A 19,280-nucleotide genomic window follows, 5' to 3' on the forward strand; every position below is an offset into this window, starting at 1 on the left:
CCGCCAGGTCATCGGCGGCCACGGACTCGGTCACGGTGTCAGTCACTTGATGTCTCTTCCATGATCATCAATTACACCGGTGAGCGTACAGACCCCGATCGACTGCGAACACGACTACTGGGCCGGTTTCACCGAGGAGTTGGCTGCATAGATAGGGCTCCACGAAACCAGGGGGTTGATATTTGAGGTCACGCCGCTGCATGGGTGTGCTCAGAACTCAGTCCTGTGGCGGGTCGGGGTGGTGGGCGTGGATGGTGAGTCCGGTGATCCGGCCTGATTGGATTACTGGGCCGTGCTGTACTCCGTCGTTGATGTTGTTGTGTACGGTGCCCGGCCGCGCCGCTTCGCTCTGGAGGTGCTGCAACGACGTGAGCAGTTCGCGCAGTTCGGCGCCGGAGACGGCGCGAGACTCCAGCAGATGTCGTAGGTATGCGTCCCACTGTTCGACGGTGTCGCGGGCCCCGTGTGGATGGCCTGTGGACTCGGAGGTGAGGAGCCGGGCCCGCGCGGCGTCCAGGTCGTTGATCGTGGAGTTGCCTGGATCGCTGCGTGAGAGGAACCGCCGCAGGAGCTCGCGGGCGTGTGTCCAGGAATCGGTGACCATGAGCGAGACCAGGGTGGTTGCTCCCGACGCGGTCAATGCGGCCAACTCGCTGTCCATGGTTCTCCTTCAAGTAGAGCTCGGACTCCGGGTATTCGGCCGTCTGCGTCATCTGGGGTGTTCTGGCTCTTCCGGCTCGTCCGCGTGGGCGGTGAAGGCTGCTGGTGGGTCGTAGCGGCGCAGCAGTTCATCGGCCGTCTCGTGTTTGTCCTGCGTTCTGATGATGTCGGCGATCTGCTTGGTGAGCATTCCCCGTCGGCCATCTTCGCTGGTGAAGCCCATGCCGGTGAGGAAGGCCTCGAAGTGGTCAGAGGCTGTCGGTTCCCGTTCGACAGGAGTGGAGGGCCCGTTGGACGTGGGGATGAGGTCCTGAAGCCGCTCGGGGATGTCGGTGTCGTTGGCTGCGGATGTGAGCTGGGCAAGGAGACCGAGGTCTGCCACGGTCTTCTCTATGTGGTTGTCGTTCTTGGCCAGCCACCAGACCACCGCGCTGCCGGTGTCCTTGAGTACGTCGTCGCCCAGGTATTCGCGCTTGCTCTGCTCGTATTTGCGCTGGTGTTCCCAGACTGCCTTGTCCTTGCGGACCTCAGCGAGTTTGGTCAGCCGTTCCTGGTCGGGTTCGTGCAAGGTGAGCGTGATGTTTTCTGCCATGACTTGGAGGTGTCCGGTGTGGTCCGGGCGCATTCTGCCGAGGGCACCGTTCAGTTCGTGCTGGACGAGTGAGGCCCGGCCGGGTTCCCGTTGTTCGGTGAGTGTGCGGGCGCGGTCCAGCACCGCTTCGACGGCGAGGCCTGCCGGGTTGAGGACGGGGTCGTCGCCGTGGGTTTCGAGGGGGTGCCAGCGTACGGTGGCGGAGAACACGAAGTCGTAGTCGGCCCATTGGCTGGGCAGTGCGACGCGGCTGACGTGGTGTTCCCTGCGCTCGATCGGGGCGGCGGGGAGGAAGTTCGTGAAGTCGGCGGGTAGAGAGCCGCGACGCATCGCGGCGATCTTGAAGGCTGCCGCGGGAGCACCGGCGACGGCAAGGGCCAGGGCGGCCCACGCCCATGTGGGCCACTCCTGCACCAGGCCGAGGATGGTCAGCAGTAGGGCACACAGGACGGTGAGGAAAACGGTCGTCGTCTTGCGGCCAGTGGTCATCGTGTAGTCCCCCTGGGCGGTGCGGGTGGAGTCGGTGCGGCCGGCGGGCGCAGGCCCTGGGCCGTGGAGATCTTCTGGAGCAGGCGTTCGGTGGTTGCGGCGCCGGATGCCCGTCCACCGGGGGCGGTGGGCTCTGCGGCGCGGGCGGCTGAGTACAGCGCTGCGAGGGCGCTGCCGTTTCGGCCTGCGGCATCGACTAGCAGAGCGAGCAGCCGGTCGCGATGGCTGTCGGCGGTGCAGGCCGTGTGAAGCCATCGTTCGGCGTACGGCTGCCAGTGCGGCTGCGGCAGTCGGGCGAGCGCCTCCGCCCAGCCTGCTACCGCGCAGTCCTGGACGCCCTTTTCGTCGATGAGCGGGCGCGGTGCGCCTGCTGGGTCCGTGAGTGCCACGGGATCGCAGATCCGCAGGAAGAGGCGGGCGTCGACGGTCGGTGCGGCCGAATAACGGGTGAGGCGGTCGAGCATGCGGCGGCGAAGTCGGGCACTGGTCGCTGCAAGGCGGCACAAGGCATCGAGAGCGGGGGTGGCGCCGCGTTCTCGGCGGGCCAGGTGATGCAGGCGGGTCACGGCCTGATCGGGGTGGGTAGGTGCAATCACGTCGGTGCAGGCGCGTAGGAGAACATGCGCGAGGTTCCCCGTCAACTGCTTGTCCCTACACCAGGAGTAGACGAGCATCCGCAGACTTCGGCCGTAGCGCGGGTCGTGGAGACCGCAGGCCAGCGTGTCTACAGCGGCCTCCAGCCGGGCACGGCTTGTGGGCGCAGTGCTCCACTCCTCCGCCAGGAATGCCAAATCGTTTCCCCGTCCGGTGCGCAAGTACTGGTCGGCGAGCCGGCTCACCAGTCTCTTGCGCAGGTCCGAAGTGATATGCGGATCGTCCAGCTCCGTACTCTGGGCGGTCCAGGTGCTGAACGGGTGCCGCAGGTCAGGCATGTGGTCCCAGAAGTGAGCGCGGACCGCGGCGTCGTAGTCCAGCTTGTCAAACCGCACGCGGCCGTCCGGCCCGGCTGCTGCACAGATCTCCTTTAAACGCTCGGCCAGGTCTTTGCCTTCGAGTGAAGGCGTCTCGTCCTGCGGCGTGTTGAGGGTGCTGAGCAGGAGTGCGGCGCCGCGGTGGATGACGTCAGCATGCGTGCCGTGGAGCATGGCGGTGGCGAACAGCAGCGCCCGCTGTGGAGCGGCGCACTGTGTCGCGACGAGATTGGCGACTTCGTTGCGCCACTGCGTGCGTGCGTCGCGGGACTGCTTGCACCAGGTGGCGAACCCGTCACGTACCGGAAACGCTGCACGGGCTCGGCGCACGCGGTCGGCGAAGTGTGCGATCTCCTCCATCGGCGGCTGTTCTTCCAGGAATTCATCCAGCGCCGGGGCGGGAAGCAGGTACTCCTCGTGCGGTATCCGATGGAGCCGCAGATGCCGCCGGAAGACCTCCATGTCCGGCGGGCGCGCGATATCGGCCCGGTACGGTTGGAGGTGAGACTCCAAGGCGCCGTCATGCGGCATGACGACCACCAGATGCGCCTGCTGTTCCCGCACGGCCTGGCGCAGCGCCGACAGGTCCCTGCGCGTCTGAGCCCACTGGGAGACGTCCGCCTCGGCAAGGTTCAGCAGCAGCCGGTCACCGACGCCGACCAGACCGGGATCGGTGAGGGCCCCCTCCTCCTCGCCGGGCAGAAGCTCGCGGAAGATACCTGCGCCCTGGTGAACCTCGTACAGCAGGACGCATGCTGCCGCAGTCCTGCCGCTGCCAGGAGCGCCGTGCAGGATCACGGTGCTGCTGCCGTCGAGCACACGGCGTGCCCTGCCCATCCCGGTGGGGTCGACGAACTGCTGCCGGAGAAGGCGGAGTTGGTCATCTGCGATGCGGCGCGGACTTCGGCCGGGTGCCTCCTGGTCGCCAAGGTCCACATTGACGGTGTAGCTGTAGAAGTCGCCCGAGCCGGCGTGCACCGGGCCGCCGGGCCGCTCGATACGCGTGGTGGACGTATCGCTCACCGTCCGTTGCCCTCGGGCTGGCCCGAGTCACCGAACCGGTGGCGGATGTCACCGTGCTGATCACCCTCGATGCTCGTCATGCCGTCGCCCGAGTAGTGCCGATCACCCGAAACATGGCGCGAGTTCTGGTAGATGTTTCCCTGGCCGGAATGCACGGGACCGGTTGACCCTTTGATCACGGTGTTGCCGACGTCTCCGGTGAAGTCCCGGCTCTGCACGGCCGTTCCGCTGACGGCGCCGGCCGAATTGGACACGGAGCCGGGATCAGGCGCCGGTACTTCGGCGTGCTCGAGGTCGTACAGCTCGGGAACCATCTCGGCTACCAGGTCGCCCAGGCGCTTCAGGTCCGCTTGTGCGTTCTGTGTGTCCAGCCGCACGGACTGCAGTTCGGCCAGCCTCGCCAGCTCGTCCGGCAGTCTTTCCTTGCGCAGGCGTTCCGTCCCCCTGCCTGCGAGGACGGGCACCACCGGCACCCCGCAGGTGAACGCCTCCACAATCTCCTTGCGGACCCAGTCCTCCGGATCGCTCAGCCGGGACTGGAAGTTGAGCCAGTCGGCCCCGATAACCGCCAGCACCAGTGCGCTGCGGCGCACGTTCGTGAGGAGGGCGTCGGGGTAGGTGGAGCCCGGGAGGATGGACCGCGAGGCGCGAAACGCCCGGTCCTTGCCGAAACGGTTGGCAAGCTCGTTGTCGATCAGGGCGGCGATGTCATTGCCGTCCCCCGTGCGGTAGTTGATGAACACGTCGGGCATGCCAGGTTCCTCTCAGGAGACAGGGAGTCGGGATAGCGCTGCCAGGCGTGGCTCCAGCCGGCGCACCAGGGCGTGGCCGGAATGGCGGGCCAGAACGCGGGCGAGGCGACGGAGATCGATCGTCACGGTCGCGGACCGGACGGCCACGACCCCATCGAGCAGCGGCTCCGCCAATGCGCAGGCGTGGTCGATCTCGCCGTGCGACGCATAAGCCAGCGCCCGGCGTACGCCGTAGCGCACCTGCGTGCGCACCGCATCAGGCGCGACCAGCGCGAGTTGGCGGTCCAATTCCTCGGCTGCCTTCCGCATCTGGCCGAGATCGAACAGACACCACCCGGTGATCATGCCGACCGAGTCAGGCAGATGCATGCTGCCGATCACCGGAGAGTCGCCCTCGCTTTCCTGGCGGGCCAGCAGTGTCCGGGCCCGGTCCAGAGCGCGCAAGCACGCGTCACCATCGCCGGCGAGAGCGTGCCCCTGCGCCTCGCGCTGCGCGGCAAGACCCCGGATCCGCGGCGGGAGCGTGCCGCTCTGCGCCCGGCGTGCCAGAGCAACGGTCTGTTCGGCATCGTCCTGATACAGCGTGACCAGGGCCCGCCGGACCAGTGCATACCCGGCCAGTGCCCGGTCGCCACCGGCTGCAGCAAGGTCCACCGCACGCTGCGTCCACCACAGCGCCGCCTGCTCGTCACCCGTCTCCTGCACCAGCCAGCCGACGTACTCGGCGTACCGGGAGCCCAGCGCCAGCAACTCCTGGCGGGTGCGGGAATCCACGTGCGCGGACAACTCCCGCAGCGTATGGGTCTGCGCTATCAGCCCGGGCAGCAGGAAGCCGGGCTCAACGCTCTGGCCGAGCCGCCGGTAGTGCGTGAACAGCGAACGGGATGCATCCAGCATCCCCACGCCCCCGGTCGGCGATACGCGGCCCTGGCCGCCCGTACGCCAGCTCATCAACGAGGCTGCCCCGGCGCTCACGACCTGCCGCCGGTCCACGGGCTGAAAACCGCTCGAACCATCCGGTGACAGCCGCATCACCCATTCCTCCTCATTGACCCCGTAGGGAGCCGGTTCCTTCGGCACGTCAGTAACGGGCGGGGCGACCAAAGCGATCAGCGCTCCGCCGGCGTGGAGGGCGGCGTCGCACAACCGAGCCAGATCACGGCTCGGCGCTTTGATGCCTCGTTCGACCTTGCTCAACTGCGCCTTGCTGTAGTGCACGACGGCGGATAGCGCTGTGAGACTCCATCCGGCGCCCAAGCGCCGCTTCCTCAGCTCTTCGCCGAACTTGCTGGACGGCTGCAGCACGGAAACCTCCAGGACCGTCCATCCAGGTGCAAGAGGGTTGCTGCACGAAAGAGTGCGGCACCCCTGACTGGACGGACAAGGCAAATGGCACTGTTTCCCGTTTCCTCTCCGCAGACGGGAGGCACTACTCGCGACGAGAGGGACCCGCCAGGTCGGCTGCCGCCCGACCTGGCGCGGAGTGGATAACCGCGAGCTCATGGCTCAGCTCAACCGCGGACGCGACGCACCCATCAACCCAGATTGGTATGGCAGGTCGTAGCTTTCACGAAGTGACCTCGTTCACTGCCAGGAGAGGCTTGGACTCGGAACGAGGGAGGATCCGTTCGTACACGGGTACAAGCTGAACCGTGAGCCCGTCCTTGCCTCGGTAACGGACGTGGGTACACAGCAGGCGGCCGGGAGCCCCAGCGAGTCGATCCCGGACGATGTCCTTGGCCGTCGTCTCAAGCCACACGATTTTCAGGCCGCTGGTGCTCAGCCATTTGGGGAATCCGACTGCGCCCGCGCGCATGCGTGCCGGTCGGTGCTGCACTTCGCACGACGCCCTACTTGCCGGCGTCCCGTCGTGCTCACGGCGCAGTTCGGCCTGTCCGGCGCGCGTGCTGCAACGCGTGCCCCGGGGCTGGATATGCCTGAGGGGCCAGCACATCGTGCTGGCCCCTCAGGTTTCAGTAGCGGGGACAGGATTTGAACCTGCGACCTCTGGGTTATGAGCCCAGCGAGCTACCGAGCTGCTCCACCCCGCGTCGGATTGCTCCACCCTACGCCAACCATCCCGCCCCCGAGACCATGATCTCCTGCCCGCCGTGAGGGGCGTCGGCGGTCGCGGCTGCCACTTCCTCCGCTTCCTCCGAGCCCCTCGTCGGCCGCCAGGCCGTGAATCCGCCGGCTTACCGAGAGTGCGCTGAGCGCCGGACGGGTTCCCCCGATGGGCTGGCCTTCCCCGCCTTGGCGCTGCCTGGACCGGCATTGACGTCTACCGTCGGCGGACGCGTACAGGCGCGGCACGCAACGCGGGGGAGTGGGATGAGGAGTTGGGAGAGGGCGCTGTCGGTGCTGGAGGCGCTGTGCGAGCGTGGGCAGGCGGCCGGGCACGGCTGGACGCTCGACGCGGAGCTCCTCCCGCCGCACCAGCAACAGGTGAACGCGCTGGAGAGTCAGGGACTGGTGGAGCTTGCCGGGCGGGAGGAGCGCGCGGAGCTGTCGGCTCTGGAGGGCCGGCCCGTGCGGTGGGCTGCCCGCCCGACTTCGTACGGCCATGACACCCTCGCCTACGGCTGCTCCCGCCCCCGGGCCGAGCCCCCGTCCGGCGGGGAGGAAGCGGACCGGCAGGTGGTGGAGCTGATCCCGTCGCAGATGGCGGCGCTGCGCGTGTTCGTCGGCCTCACCGGCGGACTGCGAGTTCCGCCGACTGATGGGCTGGCGGAGCAGGTCCGTTCGGCATCGTGTGATCACGGGATCAAGCGGTGGCGGCTGTATCTGACGCAGGAGCAGATGGAGTCGGTGGCGTACGGGTTGTGGCTGCACCGGATGACCGGTTCGGCCGCGGAGGCCAACCGCTTCGCCCGCGAGTACGGCGTTGTGCACAGCCCGGCACGGGCCTCGGACAACCCGTCGGCGGCCGGAGGGGCCGCGCGGGGCGGTGCGGGGGTCAGCGGGCGAGCGTGATGGTGATGGGCGCGGCCTCCTGCAGACCCTGGCCGCTCGCGCCGCGCTCCTGGGGCAGAGCTGCTGGGCTCCCGCGCCGCGTGGGCGCGGCCGTTCCCCTCTGGATCCCATCACGCGGCGCGGCCTACGGCCTCACTGGAGGTCAGCCGATGCCGGTGACCTGGAGTGCGGTGGTCCAGTTGTTTTTGATGGCGCTGCGGGCGGCGGACAGGGTGATGGTGCCGTTGCAGACGGCGTTCTTCAGTTTCGTCTCGGTGCCGTCCTTGGTGTAGGCGGTCTTCGTGCCGTAGTGCGGCTCGGGCCACAGGTTGCCGGGGTCACGGGGCGCACCGCCGAGCTCCAGCGGCACGAGGTGGTCCTCCTCGTAGTCCGACATGTTGGTGTCGGAGTACCCGTAGTCGATGATGCCCTGCGCCTTGAGCGGGTTGGTGTAGGACGTGGGGGGCCGGACGGTGTCGGTCCAGCCGGACACGCAGATGGTGCTGTGGATGTTCGACTGGGTGACGTCGGGGTTGTACGAGCCGGGCGTGCAGGACGAGTCGGGCAGCGGCAGGTACGACTGGGAACAGGTGGAAGCGTGCGCGGTGCCGCTCACCGCGATGATGAGGCCGGCGGCGGCCATGCCGAGGGCGGTGGTGGTGGCGGTGACGCGGCGCAGAGGTCGCATTTGGGGGTCTCCCGCTTTTGGCCCGGAGGCGAGGTTCCGGGCGGCTGACGGAATGACACCACCGGCCGGGTCTATGCGGGTAGACGTGAACGGTGAACTTCCGGTTACCTACACCTTTTCCTTACCAGAGCGTGGGCCAACTTCGCCTAAATACCCAGTTTTGCTTGGGAGTTACTCCGCCGGCACAATGGCTGCCGTGCCTGCGGGAGTGAGCGGTCCTTGTCGCACGGCCCCTATCGGAGAGGGGTCCGTGTGTGCGCGGACGGGATCACCGGGGCGCCGCAGCCGTGATTGACGGTACCCCCACGAGATCAGGCGGATGGCGCAGGCCGCCGCTACGGTCGTCCGCGGCGGCCTGCGCCGGTGATGGTCTTACTTGTTGTCGATGCGTCCGCTCGGTTCGGGAGCCTCCGCGAGCGTGGTCTGGGTCTCCTTCCACGCTGTGTCGTCGATCCCGAGGGCGCTGCGGAGGTAGGCCCACGAAGCCTTCCGGATCAGAGCGACGCGCTCGGGGCTCTCGTCCGTGGTGTCCTTGGCGTTGTAGGCGTGGATCCCACCGAGCGAGTGCTCGGCCCCGAACACGGTGAGCAGGCTCTGAGCCCCAGGGCTGTACTGGTACACGTCGGTGAACCAGTCGGGGCCGCGGGTCGAGAGCAGCGACTGGTCGTGGTCGCCCGCGATTGCGAGGGTCGGCGTGGTCAGGCGGTCGAAGTCGGGGTTCATGAAGGAGAAGTTCTCCGCGGCGAACGGCGTCAAGGTGTCGCCGCCGATGCCTGTCGTGGCGAGTAGCACGCCGGCTTTCACGCGAGTGTCGGTCTTGTCGGGCCCGAGCTGCCTGTCAGCACCGACAACGCGGGCGCCGAGAAGCATGCTGACGGTCTGTCCGCCCCAGGAATGTCCGGCGACGGCAATGCGGCTGCGGTCGATGCGGCCGCTGAGCCCTGGGACTGCGGCAACGATCTGGTCGAGTTCGTCGAGTACGTGTTCGACGTCCTGGGCCCGGATGCGCCAGATGTCGGGGTAGCGCGGGTCGGTGGGGGCGATGTCGAGGGTGAGCGAATCGAGGAATGTGGGCTGTATGACGACGAAGCCGTTGGCGGCCCAGAAATCGACCAGCGGGTCGTACGAGGACATCGACAGGCCGAAGCCATGGGCGAGGACGACGATCGGTAGGTCAGTGCCGGTGACCGGCGCCGACACACGTACCTGCAGGTCGTCGCCGCGCTCCGGCGCGGGCAGGACGACCGGCTTGACGCTGATGATCGCCGAGGTCAAAGCGGGAACGGTGCTCTGGGCGACCGTTTCGGATGCGGGCATGTGAGACTGCCTTTCGCTTGCGATGAGCGCCGGATCCATAGGGATGCGTCGGCGGCGCAGATTCTGACGACGTGACCCACCGGATAGACTCCTAAGCGGAACGTTGTTCCGAATATACGGAACAGCGTTCCGCTTAGCAAGTGCAGTCGTGGGACAGGAGCACCCGTGAGTGAAGGTGACCAGCCGTCGTCGGCGACCCCGAACTCGGCCAAGCGCGCGGACGCCCGGCGGAACGAGAAGGCGCTGCTCGATGCCGCGGCGTCGGTGTTCGTCATGGACGGAGTGGACGCGCCGGTACGCCCGATCGCAGCCAAGGCGGGCGTCGGTGTGGGCACGATCTACCGGCACTTCCCCACGGGTCCACGAGCGCGGTGCGCGCACACGTGCTGGCCGCGCTCGGGGTGCTGAAGCTCGCGACGGCGGACCAGATGCACCGGCTGATGGCGCCGGGCCACAAGGACAACAAGGGCTTCCGGAACGCGGCGTTGGAGCTGGCGCGGCATGGTCTCGCGGTCTCAGAGGGCAGCGCGAGGGACGGCAACAAGCTCTGGAGCCTGACGCCGCTCGGGCTGGACGCGGCAGCGGAAGTGTTGGGCAGGCCGGCGGGGGAGATGGGCGGGACCGCGCGTGGTGCGGCCCGTTCGGGTGCCCCGCACGCGATGGCGGTCAACGAGACGGTCATCGCTATCACCCGCACGCCCGCCGCAGCGACCCGGCCCGTGCCGCGCCAGCAGCCCGCACCAACGCCGACAGCCACGGAGCAGGAGCCGGCCCTGGGGCTCGTGCTGGAGGCGCCGGGGATGGGCTGGATCGGTTCCTGGTCGACCGAGGTCCCGCTCAATCTCCCCACCAGTAGGGGCAACCGGGCCGGGGTCCGCGCGGACGCGGTGCTCCAGGCGCCGGAGGCGGGGCTGCCGGTGTTGTTCGTGGAGGTCGACAACTGCACCGAGTCCGCCGACACCCTCGCGGCCAAGTTCGAGAAGTACCTGCGCTACTTCCGTCTGAAGTCCAAGAACCCGCTCGGCAGCGAGAGCCCGGTGTGGCGCACCCCGTACCCGTCGACCGGCCGGGAGGGACACCCGCCGGTCGTGGTCGTCTTCAACCCCGGCACCCGGACCGGCCCGCAGGCTCTGAAGAACCGCATGAACACCGTCATGGAGCTCACGCGTCCCGTCTGGTACGGCAGCTACCACGGCGCCGGTGGCGGGTACGGCACTGAAGAACGGGACGGCTACTACGACTACGCCGACGCCATCCCCCTCCTCTTCACCACCCTCGACCGCCTCCAGACCAGCGGCCCCCGGACTGCGGTGTGGTGGCGATGCGGACACGGCCAGTGGGAAAACCTCCCCGACGCCCTCGCCAACCCCGCGGACCATGACGCCTGGTACGCCCGCGACGAGCAACGCCACCGCCAACGCGACGAAGAGCGCGAGAGGCAACACCAGGAGTGGGCGGCGGATAGGGAACGCTGGGCTCCAGAACCTGACCCGGATCCCGAGCCTGCCCCCGAGGCCGCGCCGTGTGAGCGGTGCAAAGGGCCGATCACCGGCCCGCTCGGCTACAACCTTGAGTTCGCCTCGCCGGAGGACGGCCGGCACTGCCCCTCCTGCCGCACCGACCTGCGCCAGCAGTACCCGACCCTGCGCCAAGCGGTCTTCGGACTGCGCTCGCGCAGCAAGTAGCCCGGCTCCGCCAGAGCGTTACGGGACCGGGCTAGTAGGACTCCGTTAAGTTGCTCTGGCTCTTGGATTTGGGCTGGTGGTGGACGTTCTGGGCAGGGGGCGGTGGCAGGTGGTGCAGGTGCCGGTCCAGCAGTTCAGTAGGTCTTGGATGGCGTCGAGGATCGCACGCAGGAGCTGCCCGCCCCGTCCCTGCGCCGCGGGACCTTCCGGGCCCCGCGGGACCGGTTGCTGGTCATCACATGGTGGACGCCGCGTACGACGCCGACCGAGCCGAACTCCCGGAGTCCGAAAGGGGGTTGGTCACTCGGGCGGCTCTTACAAGATTTTCGTAGCCGGTGATCGCCATGAGGTCAGCTGGGCAGGATGCGCTGGCGCAGGAGGGGGTGTCCGGCGCGGCCGTATGTCTGCCGCTTGATCAGCTTGATCTTGTTGTTGACGCCCTCGGTACGGCCGTTGTGCCAGGGCAGAGTCAGGGCGGCGTCGACGGCCGCGCGGTTGCGCTCGAGGCCGGTGGCGTAAGAATGCATGAAGGGCAGGTCCGCTGCCTGGACCTGGGCGATCCAGCCGGTCAGCGCCACGGCGTTGGCCTTGTCTGGAGTTAGCAGAGTGGCGAAGTCGCGCACCGAGGTGGCCAGGGCGGTCATCTCCGATCAGGCTCCGGTGAGCTGGTCACGCAGCAGCGGCTTGTCTTCACGCAGGTGGGCGGGGTCGGTGAGCAGGAGCCGGGCGACCCGGCGCGGGGAGAGGGTGGCGTGGTCGGCCTCGACCCGCCCTTGGGTGATGTAGCGGACCAGGAGGTTCGTGCTGCCGGTGTAGCCCAGCTCCTTGATCTCGCGCAGGAGGTGGGTGACGGGCACCGCGGGGTCCTCGCTTCGACGCCGGCGCAGGTGGTCGCGGTAGGGGTCGACCAAGGTGGGCCGGTACTGCGGTGCCCGGACCATGCGTTCGGGCTCGCTGTGGCGGGCGTAGCGCTTGACGGTGTTCAGGGAGAGGTCCAGTGGGCGGGAGCATTCCAGCAGGCCGACGCCGGCGTCCAGCAGCTGGTGGACCTGCTGCCACCGCTCGCGTGTGGTCTGCGCACGCGTGCCCTCCCGTAGCGGCGGGCCGGTCTTGGCCCAGCAGGCGCTGTGGGCGCCGACTTCCTTCAGCACTGCCTCGGCCAGGCCGTGCCACAGGTGCCAGCGGTCGTAGACCTGCACGATCGTGGGGTCGGCGTCGGTGGTGGCCTGGGCGAAGCCCCCGGCCCCGTCCCGGCAGACCACCTCGATGCCGGGGTGGGCCTTCAGCCAGGCGATGACCGTCTGTGTCTTCCGGTCCGGCAGTACCTCGACACGCTCGCCGGTCTCGGCGTCGATCAGGATGGTGGCGTAGCGGTGCCCCTTGCGCAGGGCGAACTCGTCGATGCCCAGGACCCGCGGAGCCGATCGGGCAGGCACCGTTATGCGCATCAGGCAGTTCAGCACGCTCGCCCAGGACAGGACGTGGTGCAGCACGCCCAGCAGGCGGGCTTCGGCCGATCCGGCCAGCGCCACGGCGACCGCGTCGACCACCTTCTGCAGGGCTGGAGTGCGGCGCTGGTAACGTCGGGTCAGCCCCGCGACCTGCTCGACGAAGGTGGTCTTCTCGCAGGCGGAGTTCTCGCAGTACAGGCGGCGCACCGATAAGTCGATCACGACCGAGCGCCCGCCCACCGCCTCATCCGCGACATGCCGCACGTAACGCGAATGCACCCAGTCCGATGCCTGTCCGCACCCCGGACATGCTGCCGGGGTGTCATCCCTGGTCCGGGCAGTGATCCGCAGCAAGTTCCCGTTGGCCTCCACGCGCTCGGCCTGCACCGCGGCCAGATTCGGTAGCAGGTCCCCCACCGCGACAAGACACACAGCCAGCCTGACACCGTCAACCAGCCGACGCCACAGGCAAGTTGAAACGATCACCGGCTACGAAAATCTTGTAAGAGCCATTCTTGATAGACCCTCGCGGCGAACGCCGTATCGAGGGGTGATGCGGTGGGTGCTTCGCCATGGCGGCCCGCGCGGGTCGGGGACCACAGGCCGGGATTACCCCCTTCGCCGCCGCCCCGGCCCCGGAACCTGGTCCGGGGGCCGGGGGGTGGTGAACACCGCCCGGGTGTGCGGTGGTGGCGTCCGCTGCCGGGAACCTGTGTCAGCGCAGCGCGTGGGCGACCGCGTCGGCCAGGGACGTGGTCGGCCGTCCGATCAGGCGGCTCAGGTCGCCGGAGCCGGTGAACAGCTCGCCGCGGCCCAGGCCGAGGTCGGCGTCGGCGAGGACGTCCGCCAGCGCGGTGGGCAGGCCCGCGCCGCTCAGCGCCTCGGCGAGCTTCTCCGCCGCTAGATCGGTGTAGGCGATTGGCTTCCCGGTGGCGGCCGAGACCGTCGCGGCGAGCTCGGCCAGGGTGAAGGCCTCGTCGCCGCCCAGCTCGTACACCGCGCCGGTGTGGCCTTCGGTCGTCAGCACGGCCGTGGCGGCCTCGGCGTAGTCGGCGCGGGAGGCGGCGCTGACCCTTCCCTCGCCCGCGGCCCCGATGACAGCGCCGTGCTGGAGGACCAAGGGCAGCTGAGCGGTGTAGTTCTCCAGGTACCAGCTGTTGCGCAGCAGCACGCTGGGGACGTCGTGCTCACGCAGGTACTCCTCGGTGGCGCGATGGGTGGCGGCGAGGATCGTGGTGGCTGTGTCGGCGTGCGCCATGCTCGTGTACGCCACCAGTGACACACCCGCGGCCAGCGCCGCGTCGATGGCACGCCGATGGTTGGCGAGGCGCTCGTCCACGGGGATCGAGGCCGAGATCAGCAGCAGCTTGTCGGCTCCCGCGAAGGCCGCGGCGAGGCTGTCCGGGTCGGTGAAGTCGGCCCGGCGCGCCACGACACCGCGGTCGGCCAGGTCCTTGATCCCGGCGATGTCCCGGCCGGTCGCGACGATCTCCGAGGCGGGAACTCCGCGCCGCAGCAACGCCTCGACGGCGAGCCTGCCCAGCTGACCAGTGGCTCCGGTGACAACGACTGACATTGACGATCCCCATTTCCGCCGCGGCCTTCCGCGGCACGGGGTCCACTATGAACTCGTGACTTACCATCAGAAAGTAGCCACCTTTCGGTAAGGTAGCCACCTGTCGGAAAGCAATGAGGTGAGTGCTGTGGCAACCGTCAAGGCTGTGACCGAGGCGACACCGTCGTGGGACCCGTACGCGCGCGGCTGCCCGTCACGGGACCTGCTCGACCGGATCGGCGACAAATGGTCGATCCTCGTGCTGGGCGAGCTTGGCGAGCACGGGGTGTGCCGGTTCACCCAGCTGCGCACGCGGTTGTCGGGGGTGAGCGAGAAGATGCTCACCCAGACGCTGCGTGCCCTCGAACGCGACGGTCTGGTCCTGCGAACGATTTACCCGGCGGTGCCGGTGCGGGTGGAGTACGCGCTGACGCCGCTGGGCGAGACACTCCGGGAGCCCCTGAAGGCGCTCAAGGAATGGTCGCTGCGGCACACGACGGAGGTCCTCGCCGCCCGCGAGGAGTACGACGCCCGCACCAGCTGACACCACGTCACGTTGCTGGACGTCAACAAACCACCGCTAGGCGGCGGCATCGGTCGGGCTGCGGATTCCGCGGTCCCGGCCTGTGCGTTCAGCAGCTGGTCCGCATGTGTGCCGACCCAGTGGATGAGGGTGGTCAGCGGACCGGTCAGATCCGTGCCCGGCTCGGTCAGTTCGTAGGTGACCTGGGGCGGGGCGGTGGGCGCCACGGTCCGCTCCACAAGGCCGAAGCCCACCAGCGCCTTGAGGTTCTGCGACAGCATCTTGGACGCCCTGTCTGCGTTCCCGGACACACCGTCAGCATTCGGATTGGCTCGTCTGGACTCCGCGCGCAGTGTTCGTCGGATCGGCGCGGTCCCAGACGCTCTGGAAAGCCAGTTGCAAGCAGTTGGCGAGCGCCGGGTGTTCGATGTAGAGCGCGGTGGTGGCGCCGGTGCCGGCAACCGGGTCCGGCATGTCACAGAGCACGAGCGAAGCGTCGGCAATGATCAGCTTAAGCGGCAGCTCGGCGATGAACCGCGCCTCCTCCCCGGCTTCGCTGAAACAGCGTACGTGCTCCAGTACTTCGGCGTCGTTGAGCGCGTCATGGGTGTAGATGGCCCGGGCCCGGCCACCTGCCCTGCGCAGTCGGCGCACCGTCGCGATCCCCTCGGTGTTGGCGACCGGGGCGAGGAAGGGCCGTTGGGAGAAGCTCAGCAGTTCGCGTCCGGCCTGTTCCTGGATGTCGGCGAATCGTTCGGCGATGGCCTTGGGATCGCGCAGCACCTCGATGTAGTCGAGCGGGTCGGTCTTGGTGCGCCCGTCGGACCAGACGGGCAGCAGGGCAGTGACCAGTGTCGAAGACACTTGCTCGAGCCGTTCGAGGGATTCGCGTTGCAGCGCCATGAGCCGGGCGGTGGCGAGCTCGGGTGCGACCGCGGAGAACGTGGCCACCCGGCCCGGGCGGATGGTGGCGAGCCGACGCCGCACCAGGGCGTCCAATACGTCGTAGACGCGCTGACGGGGCACATCCGCCTCACGCGCCACCTCGGCGGCGGTGTACGACTCGCGCCTGACCAGCGCTAGGTAGACCCGCGCCTCGTAGCGTGCCAGGCCCAGTGCTGTGAGGTCACTGACCGATCCGTCGTCCACGTCCATGGCATCACACGCTATAGCCGATCCGCTCCGTCCTCCTGGTCGGGGGACGGACGACATCAACTCTGTCTGGATTCATCGCGGTTGGGACTCTGCCGTATTGCTTACCGAGGCAAAGGCTTTGCCATTGACTGATAGTCAGTCGAGGTGGGCACTCAGTAGCATCGCGGGAGCCACCACTTACCGGGGTGGCAGCTCACACCGAAGAATGTGCGCTACTTGAAGCCCCCCGGCAGCAGTTGACCCGTGGCCTGTCGAAGTATGGCTGCTTTGTCATGGTCTTGACATAGAGGGACTTCCTGTCGTAGGGCACCAACTCCCCAGGAAGGCAGTCCCTTGCGATCGCAGAACCCGGACCACACGAGACCCAACCCGCTCCGGCGGTTCACCCGCCGCGGGGCCGCCGCGCTGACGTCGGCCGCAGCCCTGATAGCCGGCGGCATGCTGGCCGTCGCACCCCAGGCGGTGGCCGCACCGGCCGCGTCACAGGCGTCGAGCGGCTCCGTCGCCAACCCCTACAGCCCCGCGTACCAGCACCCGTACCGGCACGGCGCACTGCCGAACCTCGAGCAGCATGCCAAGATGAAGGCATGGGCGGCCTCCCAGAAGTCCGCGAGCGTCGCGACCGGGCCGGAGACGCTGTCCTACGGCGGCGGCGTCGACGGTATCGGTGTCCAGAGCGGCCACTCGAAGGTCTACCTGGTCTTCTACGGCACCCAGTGGGGTACGCAGAGCACCAACGGCAGCGGGGACCTGACCTTCTCCGGCGACTCGGCGGGCGCCGCGCCCGTCGCCCAGGAGATGTTCAAGGACATAGGCACCGGTAACGAGCGCTGGTCGGCCGACCTGACCCAGTGGTGCGACGGTCCGAACGTGACGACCGGCGCGACCAGTTGCCCGGCGAACGCCAACTTCGTCCCCTACCAGAGCGGCGGCGTGCTGGCCGGTACCTGGTACGACAACTCAGGGGCGTCACCCAGTGCCGCCACCGGGCACCAGCTCGGCGCCGAGGCCGTGAAGGCGGCCAGTCACTTCGGCAACACCACGGCCGCGTCGAACCGCGACGCGTACTACGTGATCCTGTCGCCCCACGGCACCAACCCGGACAACTACCAGGGGCAGTACTGCGCGTGGCACGACTGGAACGGTGACACCACGCTGACCGGCGGTGCGGTCTCCTCCACCGTCGGCGACGTCGCCTTCAGCAACCAGCCCTACAACATCGACTCGGGCTCGGGCTGCGGTGTCGGGTTCGTCAACTCCCCCGGCACCCTCGACGGCTGGACCATGACGCTCGGCCACGAGTGGCACGAGATGATGTCGGACCAGAACCCGGCCGGCGGCTGGACCAACCACACCGGCAGCTCGTTCGACGGCCAGGAGAACTCCGACGAATGCGCCTGGATCGCTCCGGGCCAGACGGGCGGAGCGGCCAACATCACGATGGGCACCGGCACCTTCGCCGAGCAGGCCAGCTGGTCCAACGACACCAACGCGTGCGCCATTTCGCACGCGATCGTCGGCGGCACCACGGGCAACACGGTCACCGTGAACAACCCCGGCAACCAGAGCGGCACCGTGGGCACCGCCGTGTCCCTGCAGATGACGGGCTCCGACTCCGACACGAGCCAGACCCTCACCTACACGGCGACCGGACTGCCGGCGGGGCTCAGCATCTCCTCCAGCGGCAAGATCACCGGCACCCCGACCACGGCCGGCACCTCCTCCGTCACGGTCACCGCCAAGGACAGCACGAACGCCTCCGGCAGCACCTCGTTCACCTGGACCATCAGCACCACCGGCGGCGGCTGCTCCAGCCCGGGCCAGAAGCTCGGCAACCCCGGCTTCGAGACCGGCACCGCCGCGCCCTGGACGGCCAGCACCGGCGTGATCGACAACGCCGCCGGTGAGCCCGCCCACTCAGGCAGCTGGAAGGCCTGGATGGACGGTTACGGCAGCGCCCACACCGACACCCTCTCCCAGTCGGTGACCATCCCGTCCGGATGCAGCGCCACCTTCTCCTTCTACCTGCACATCGACACCGCCGAGACCACCACGACCACCGCCTACGACACGCTGACCGTCCAGGTCGGCTCCGCCACCCTGGCCACCTATTCCAACCTGAACGCAGCGAGTGGCTATGCACTCAAGTCCTTCAACCTGTCCAGCTACGCCGGTCAGACGGTGACCCTGAAGTTCACCGGCACCGAGGACTCCAGCCTCCAGACCAGCTTCGTGGTCGACGACACCGCCCTCAACGCCTCCTGACCCCACCAGGACTCCCTGGGCACAGCACGACACGTTCCGCCCCGGCAGGGAACCACTGCCGGGGCGGAACCGTCTCATCGGCACAAACTGCCTGGAAAGGTCCCGTTCATGGCGCTCCCGCGCACCCACTCTGCACTCCGCTTCGCCGCATGCCTGGCTCTCGCCGCCACCTCGGCCTGCGGCGCCGACGCCGCGCAGCCTGTCGCGCCGACCACGCCAACGCCCACACACCTCCGGCTGGACGAGCGCGCGAACCACACCACCGTCTCCGCCACGGTGGGCACCTCGGTGGTGATCACACTGCACAGCACATACTGGTCCGACCTCACCAGCAGAACACCGGATGTCCTGGCCGCCGCCGACACCTCGCGGGTCACACCAGCCCACACCTGTGCCCCAGGCGCCGGCTGCGGCACCGTCGAACTCGCCCTGCACGCCGTCCGGCCCGGCTCAGCAGACATCACAGCCCACCGCACCAGTTGCGGCGAGGCCCGGCGCTGCGTCGGCGATGAGGGCCGATACAGCGTGACCGTGAAGATCCGTGGTTGACTTCTCCCCCTCCTGAAGGAGGGGGATTCTCCGCTCGGGGTCCTCCCGGCCTCCGGGCCCCTCGCCTACGGGGTCGTTTTGCCCCTTTGCTGTAGCCCCTTTTTCCTCCGCCATGGCCTTCTCCAGGTCTTCGAGGAGCTCCGGGTCGACCACCATGCCCGCCGCATGGTGATGTGCGCGGGCGACGGTCGAGTCCACACTCACCAGGCTGAGGTCGACGTCATCGCGGGCCGCCGCCTCGGCGATCATCGCCTCCATGAGGGCCTGGAAGACCCCGTCACGCGCCCATACCCGAAACCGGTCGTAGACCGTCGACCATGAGCCGTAGCTCTCCGGCACATCCCGCCAGGGGCTACCGGTACGGAACCTCCACATCACCGCATTGAAGTAGCGGCGCAGGTCATGGATCGGTCCGAAACGCCCCCAACGGCGGGTGCGGCTCGACCAACTCCCACTCGCCATCGCTCAGATCACCACGAGTCACGCGACCGGTTTACCGCAGCCGGCACCCTCTAGATGCGGGAATGACCGATCCCGTGATCGCAACTCAGAACAGGCCCTAGCCTCAATACCGGTAACTTAGTGCTTTGATGTGCGTTTGACCCGTCTGGGTTTAGTGGCGCCAACGAGGGTGATGGCCACGGTGGTTGGGC

Annotated in this window: 14 protein-coding genes, 1 tRNA gene and 5 pseudogenes; 7 read left to right on the forward strand and 13 right to left on the reverse strand. The window is 68.3% G+C overall.

All coding sequences use genetic code 11. The features are described 5' to 3' along the window. Window positions 1–217: 217 nt before the first annotated feature. From ABZ656_RS46775 to ABZ656_RS46800, 6 genes are all read right to left on the reverse strand, one after another. Window positions 218–661 (reverse strand): hypothetical protein, encoded by a 444-nt coding sequence (locus ABZ656_RS46775; RefSeq protein WP_360277193.1) that lies wholly within the window; start codon window positions 659–661, stop codon window positions 218–220. A 48-nt stretch (window positions 662–709) separates the two neighbouring features. Further along, on the reverse strand, window positions 710–1,741 hold the full coding sequence (locus ABZ656_RS46780) for a hypothetical protein (protein WP_360277196.1): 1,032 nt from the start codon (window positions 1,739–1,741) through the stop codon (window positions 710–712). Further along, window positions 1,738–3,735, reverse strand: coding sequence for a hypothetical protein (locus ABZ656_RS46785; protein ID WP_360277199.1), 1,998 nt, complete (start codon window positions 3,733–3,735; stop codon window positions 1,738–1,740). Before ABZ656_RS46785 ends, ABZ656_RS46780 begins: the two co-directional genes overlap by 4 nt. After that, window positions 3,732–4,487 (reverse strand): TIR domain-containing protein, encoded by a 756-nt coding sequence (locus tag ABZ656_RS46790; protein ID WP_360277202.1) that lies wholly within the window; start codon window positions 4,485–4,487, stop codon window positions 3,732–3,734. The genes ABZ656_RS46785 and ABZ656_RS46790 overlap by 4 nt, the downstream gene beginning before the upstream one ends. Window positions 4,488–4,499: 12 nt before the next feature. Then, window positions 4,500–5,792, reverse strand: coding sequence for a helix-turn-helix transcriptional regulator (locus tag ABZ656_RS46795; RefSeq protein ID WP_360277205.1), 1,293 nt, complete (start codon window positions 5,790–5,792; stop codon window positions 4,500–4,502). A gap of 672 nt (window positions 5,793–6,464) precedes the next feature. Continuing rightward, window positions 6,465–6,538: transfer RNA gene (locus ABZ656_RS46800), tRNA-Met, on the reverse strand. 280 nt (window positions 6,539–6,818) lie between these two features. Between ABZ656_RS46800 and ABZ656_RS46805 the strand changes: the two genes are divergently transcribed. Beyond that, window positions 6,819–7,460, forward strand: a complete 642-nt coding sequence (locus tag ABZ656_RS46805) for a DUF6417 family protein (RefSeq protein ID WP_360277208.1) — start codon at window positions 6,819–6,821, stop codon at window positions 7,458–7,460. Between the two features lie 142 nt (window positions 7,461–7,602). Here ABZ656_RS46805 and ABZ656_RS46810 read toward each other — a convergent pair whose 3' ends face one another. Then, complete coding sequence (locus tag ABZ656_RS46810; RefSeq protein ID WP_212728131.1) at window positions 7,603–8,127, reverse strand: hypothetical protein; 525 nt, start codon at window positions 8,125–8,127, stop codon at window positions 7,603–7,605. 372 nt (window positions 8,128–8,499) lie between these two features. Continuing rightward, window positions 8,500–9,444, reverse strand: coding sequence for an alpha/beta fold hydrolase (locus tag ABZ656_RS46815; RefSeq protein WP_360277211.1), 945 nt, complete (start codon window positions 9,442–9,444; stop codon window positions 8,500–8,502). 165 nt (window positions 9,445–9,609) lie between these two features. Here ABZ656_RS46815 and ABZ656_RS46820 point away from each other — a divergent pair. The 3 genes and pseudogenes from ABZ656_RS46820 to ABZ656_RS46830 all read left to right on the forward strand — a co-directional run. Further along, a pseudogene (locus tag ABZ656_RS46820) lies at window positions 9,610–9,801 on the forward strand (TetR/AcrR family transcriptional regulator); the annotation flags it as partial. 14 nt (window positions 9,802–9,815) lie between these two features. Then, window positions 9,816–11,129 (forward strand): replication-relaxation family protein, encoded by a 1,314-nt coding sequence (locus tag ABZ656_RS46825; RefSeq protein ID WP_360277214.1) that lies wholly within the window; start codon window positions 9,816–9,818, stop codon window positions 11,127–11,129. A gap of 144 nt (window positions 11,130–11,273) precedes the next feature. Further along, window positions 11,274–11,461, forward strand: a pseudogene (locus ABZ656_RS46830) (hypothetical protein). An 18-nt stretch (window positions 11,462–11,479) separates the two neighbouring features. Here ABZ656_RS46830 and ABZ656_RS46835 read toward each other — a convergent pair. Together ABZ656_RS46835 and ABZ656_RS46840 are read right to left on the reverse strand one after the other, a co-directional pair. After that, window positions 11,480–12,988: pseudogene (locus ABZ656_RS46835) on the reverse strand (ISL3 family transposase). Window positions 12,989–13,295: 307 nt separating this feature from the next. Further along, on the reverse strand, window positions 13,296–14,156 hold the full coding sequence (locus ABZ656_RS46840) for an SDR family oxidoreductase (RefSeq protein WP_360277217.1): 861 nt from the start codon (window positions 14,154–14,156) through the stop codon (window positions 13,296–13,298). A 127-nt stretch (window positions 14,157–14,283) separates the two neighbouring features. Between ABZ656_RS46840 and ABZ656_RS46845 the strand changes: the two genes are divergently transcribed. Continuing rightward, window positions 14,284–14,679: a helix-turn-helix domain-containing protein gene (locus tag ABZ656_RS46845; protein WP_360277220.1), complete on the forward strand. Its 396-nt coding sequence runs from the start codon at window positions 14,284–14,286 to the stop codon at window positions 14,677–14,679. A 110-nt stretch (window positions 14,680–14,789) separates the two neighbouring features. Here the strand turns inward: ABZ656_RS46845 and ABZ656_RS46850 are convergent. Together ABZ656_RS46850 and ABZ656_RS46855 are read right to left on the reverse strand one after the other, a co-directional pair. Continuing rightward, window positions 14,790–14,939: pseudogene (locus ABZ656_RS46850) on the reverse strand (winged helix-turn-helix transcriptional regulator); the annotation flags it as partial. A 34-nt stretch (window positions 14,940–14,973) separates the two neighbouring features. Then, the gene (locus ABZ656_RS46855) at window positions 14,974–15,813 is read right to left on the reverse strand and encodes a helix-turn-helix domain-containing protein (protein WP_360277223.1); all 840 of its coding nucleotides are present in this window, start codon (window positions 15,811–15,813) and stop codon (window positions 14,974–14,976) included. A 333-nt stretch (window positions 15,814–16,146) separates the two neighbouring features. On the opposite strand from ABZ656_RS46855, the gene ABZ656_RS46860 reads away from it, so the two are divergent. Beyond that, window positions 16,147–18,078, forward strand: a complete 1,932-nt coding sequence (locus ABZ656_RS46860) for a putative Ig domain-containing protein (protein ID WP_360277226.1) — start codon at window positions 16,147–16,149, stop codon at window positions 18,076–18,078. A gap of 108 nt (window positions 18,079–18,186) precedes the next feature. After that, a complete protein-coding gene (locus ABZ656_RS46865; RefSeq protein ID WP_360277229.1) occupies window positions 18,187–18,627 on the forward strand; it encodes a hypothetical protein in 441 nt (146 codons plus the stop codon). Window positions 18,628–18,894: 267 nt separating this feature from the next. Here the strand turns inward: ABZ656_RS46865 and ABZ656_RS46870 are convergent. After that, a pseudogene (locus tag ABZ656_RS46870) lies at window positions 18,895–19,089 on the reverse strand (transposase); the annotation flags it as partial. Between the last annotated feature and the right edge of the window lie 191 nt (window positions 19,090–19,280).

Origin of the sequence: Streptomyces sp. NPDC007095 (assembly GCF_040634475.1) — a bacterium.
In the GTDB taxonomy this organism is placed as follows: domain Bacteria; phylum Actinomycetota; class Actinomycetes; order Streptomycetales; family Streptomycetaceae; genus Streptomyces.

Excerpts from the sequence above, each read along its gene's own strand:
- ABZ656_RS46775 (WP_360277193.1), bottom strand. The coding sequence starts at position 661 with ATGGACAGCGAGTTGGCCGCATTGACCGCGTCGGGAGCAACCACCCTG.
- ABZ656_RS46780 (WP_360277196.1), bottom strand. The coding sequence starts at position 1,741 with ATGACCACTGGCCGCAAGACGACGACCGTTTTCCTCACCGTCCTGTGT.
- ABZ656_RS46790 (WP_360277202.1), bottom strand. The coding sequence starts at position 4,487 with ATGCCCGACGTGTTCATCAACTACCGCACGGGGGACGGCAATGACATC.
- ABZ656_RS46805 (WP_360277208.1), top strand. The coding sequence starts at position 6,819 with ATGAGGAGTTGGGAGAGGGCGCTGTCGGTGCTGGAGGCGCTGTGCGAG.
- ABZ656_RS46810 (WP_212728131.1), bottom strand. The coding sequence starts at position 8,127 with ATGCGACCTCTGCGCCGCGTCACCGCCACCACCACCGCCCTCGGCATG.
- ABZ656_RS46815 (WP_360277211.1), bottom strand. The coding sequence starts at position 9,444 with ATGCCCGCATCCGAAACGGTCGCCCAGAGCACCGTTCCCGCTTTGACC.
- ABZ656_RS46840 (WP_360277217.1), bottom strand. The coding sequence starts at position 14,156 with ATGTCAGTCGTTGTCACCGGAGCCACTGGTCAGCTGGGCAGGCTCGCC.
- ABZ656_RS46855 (WP_360277223.1), bottom strand. The coding sequence starts at position 15,813 with ATGGACGTGGACGACGGATCGGTCAGTGACCTCACAGCACTGGGCCTG.
- ABZ656_RS46865 (WP_360277229.1), top strand. The coding sequence starts at position 18,187 with ATGGCGCTCCCGCGCACCCACTCTGCACTCCGCTTCGCCGCATGCCTG.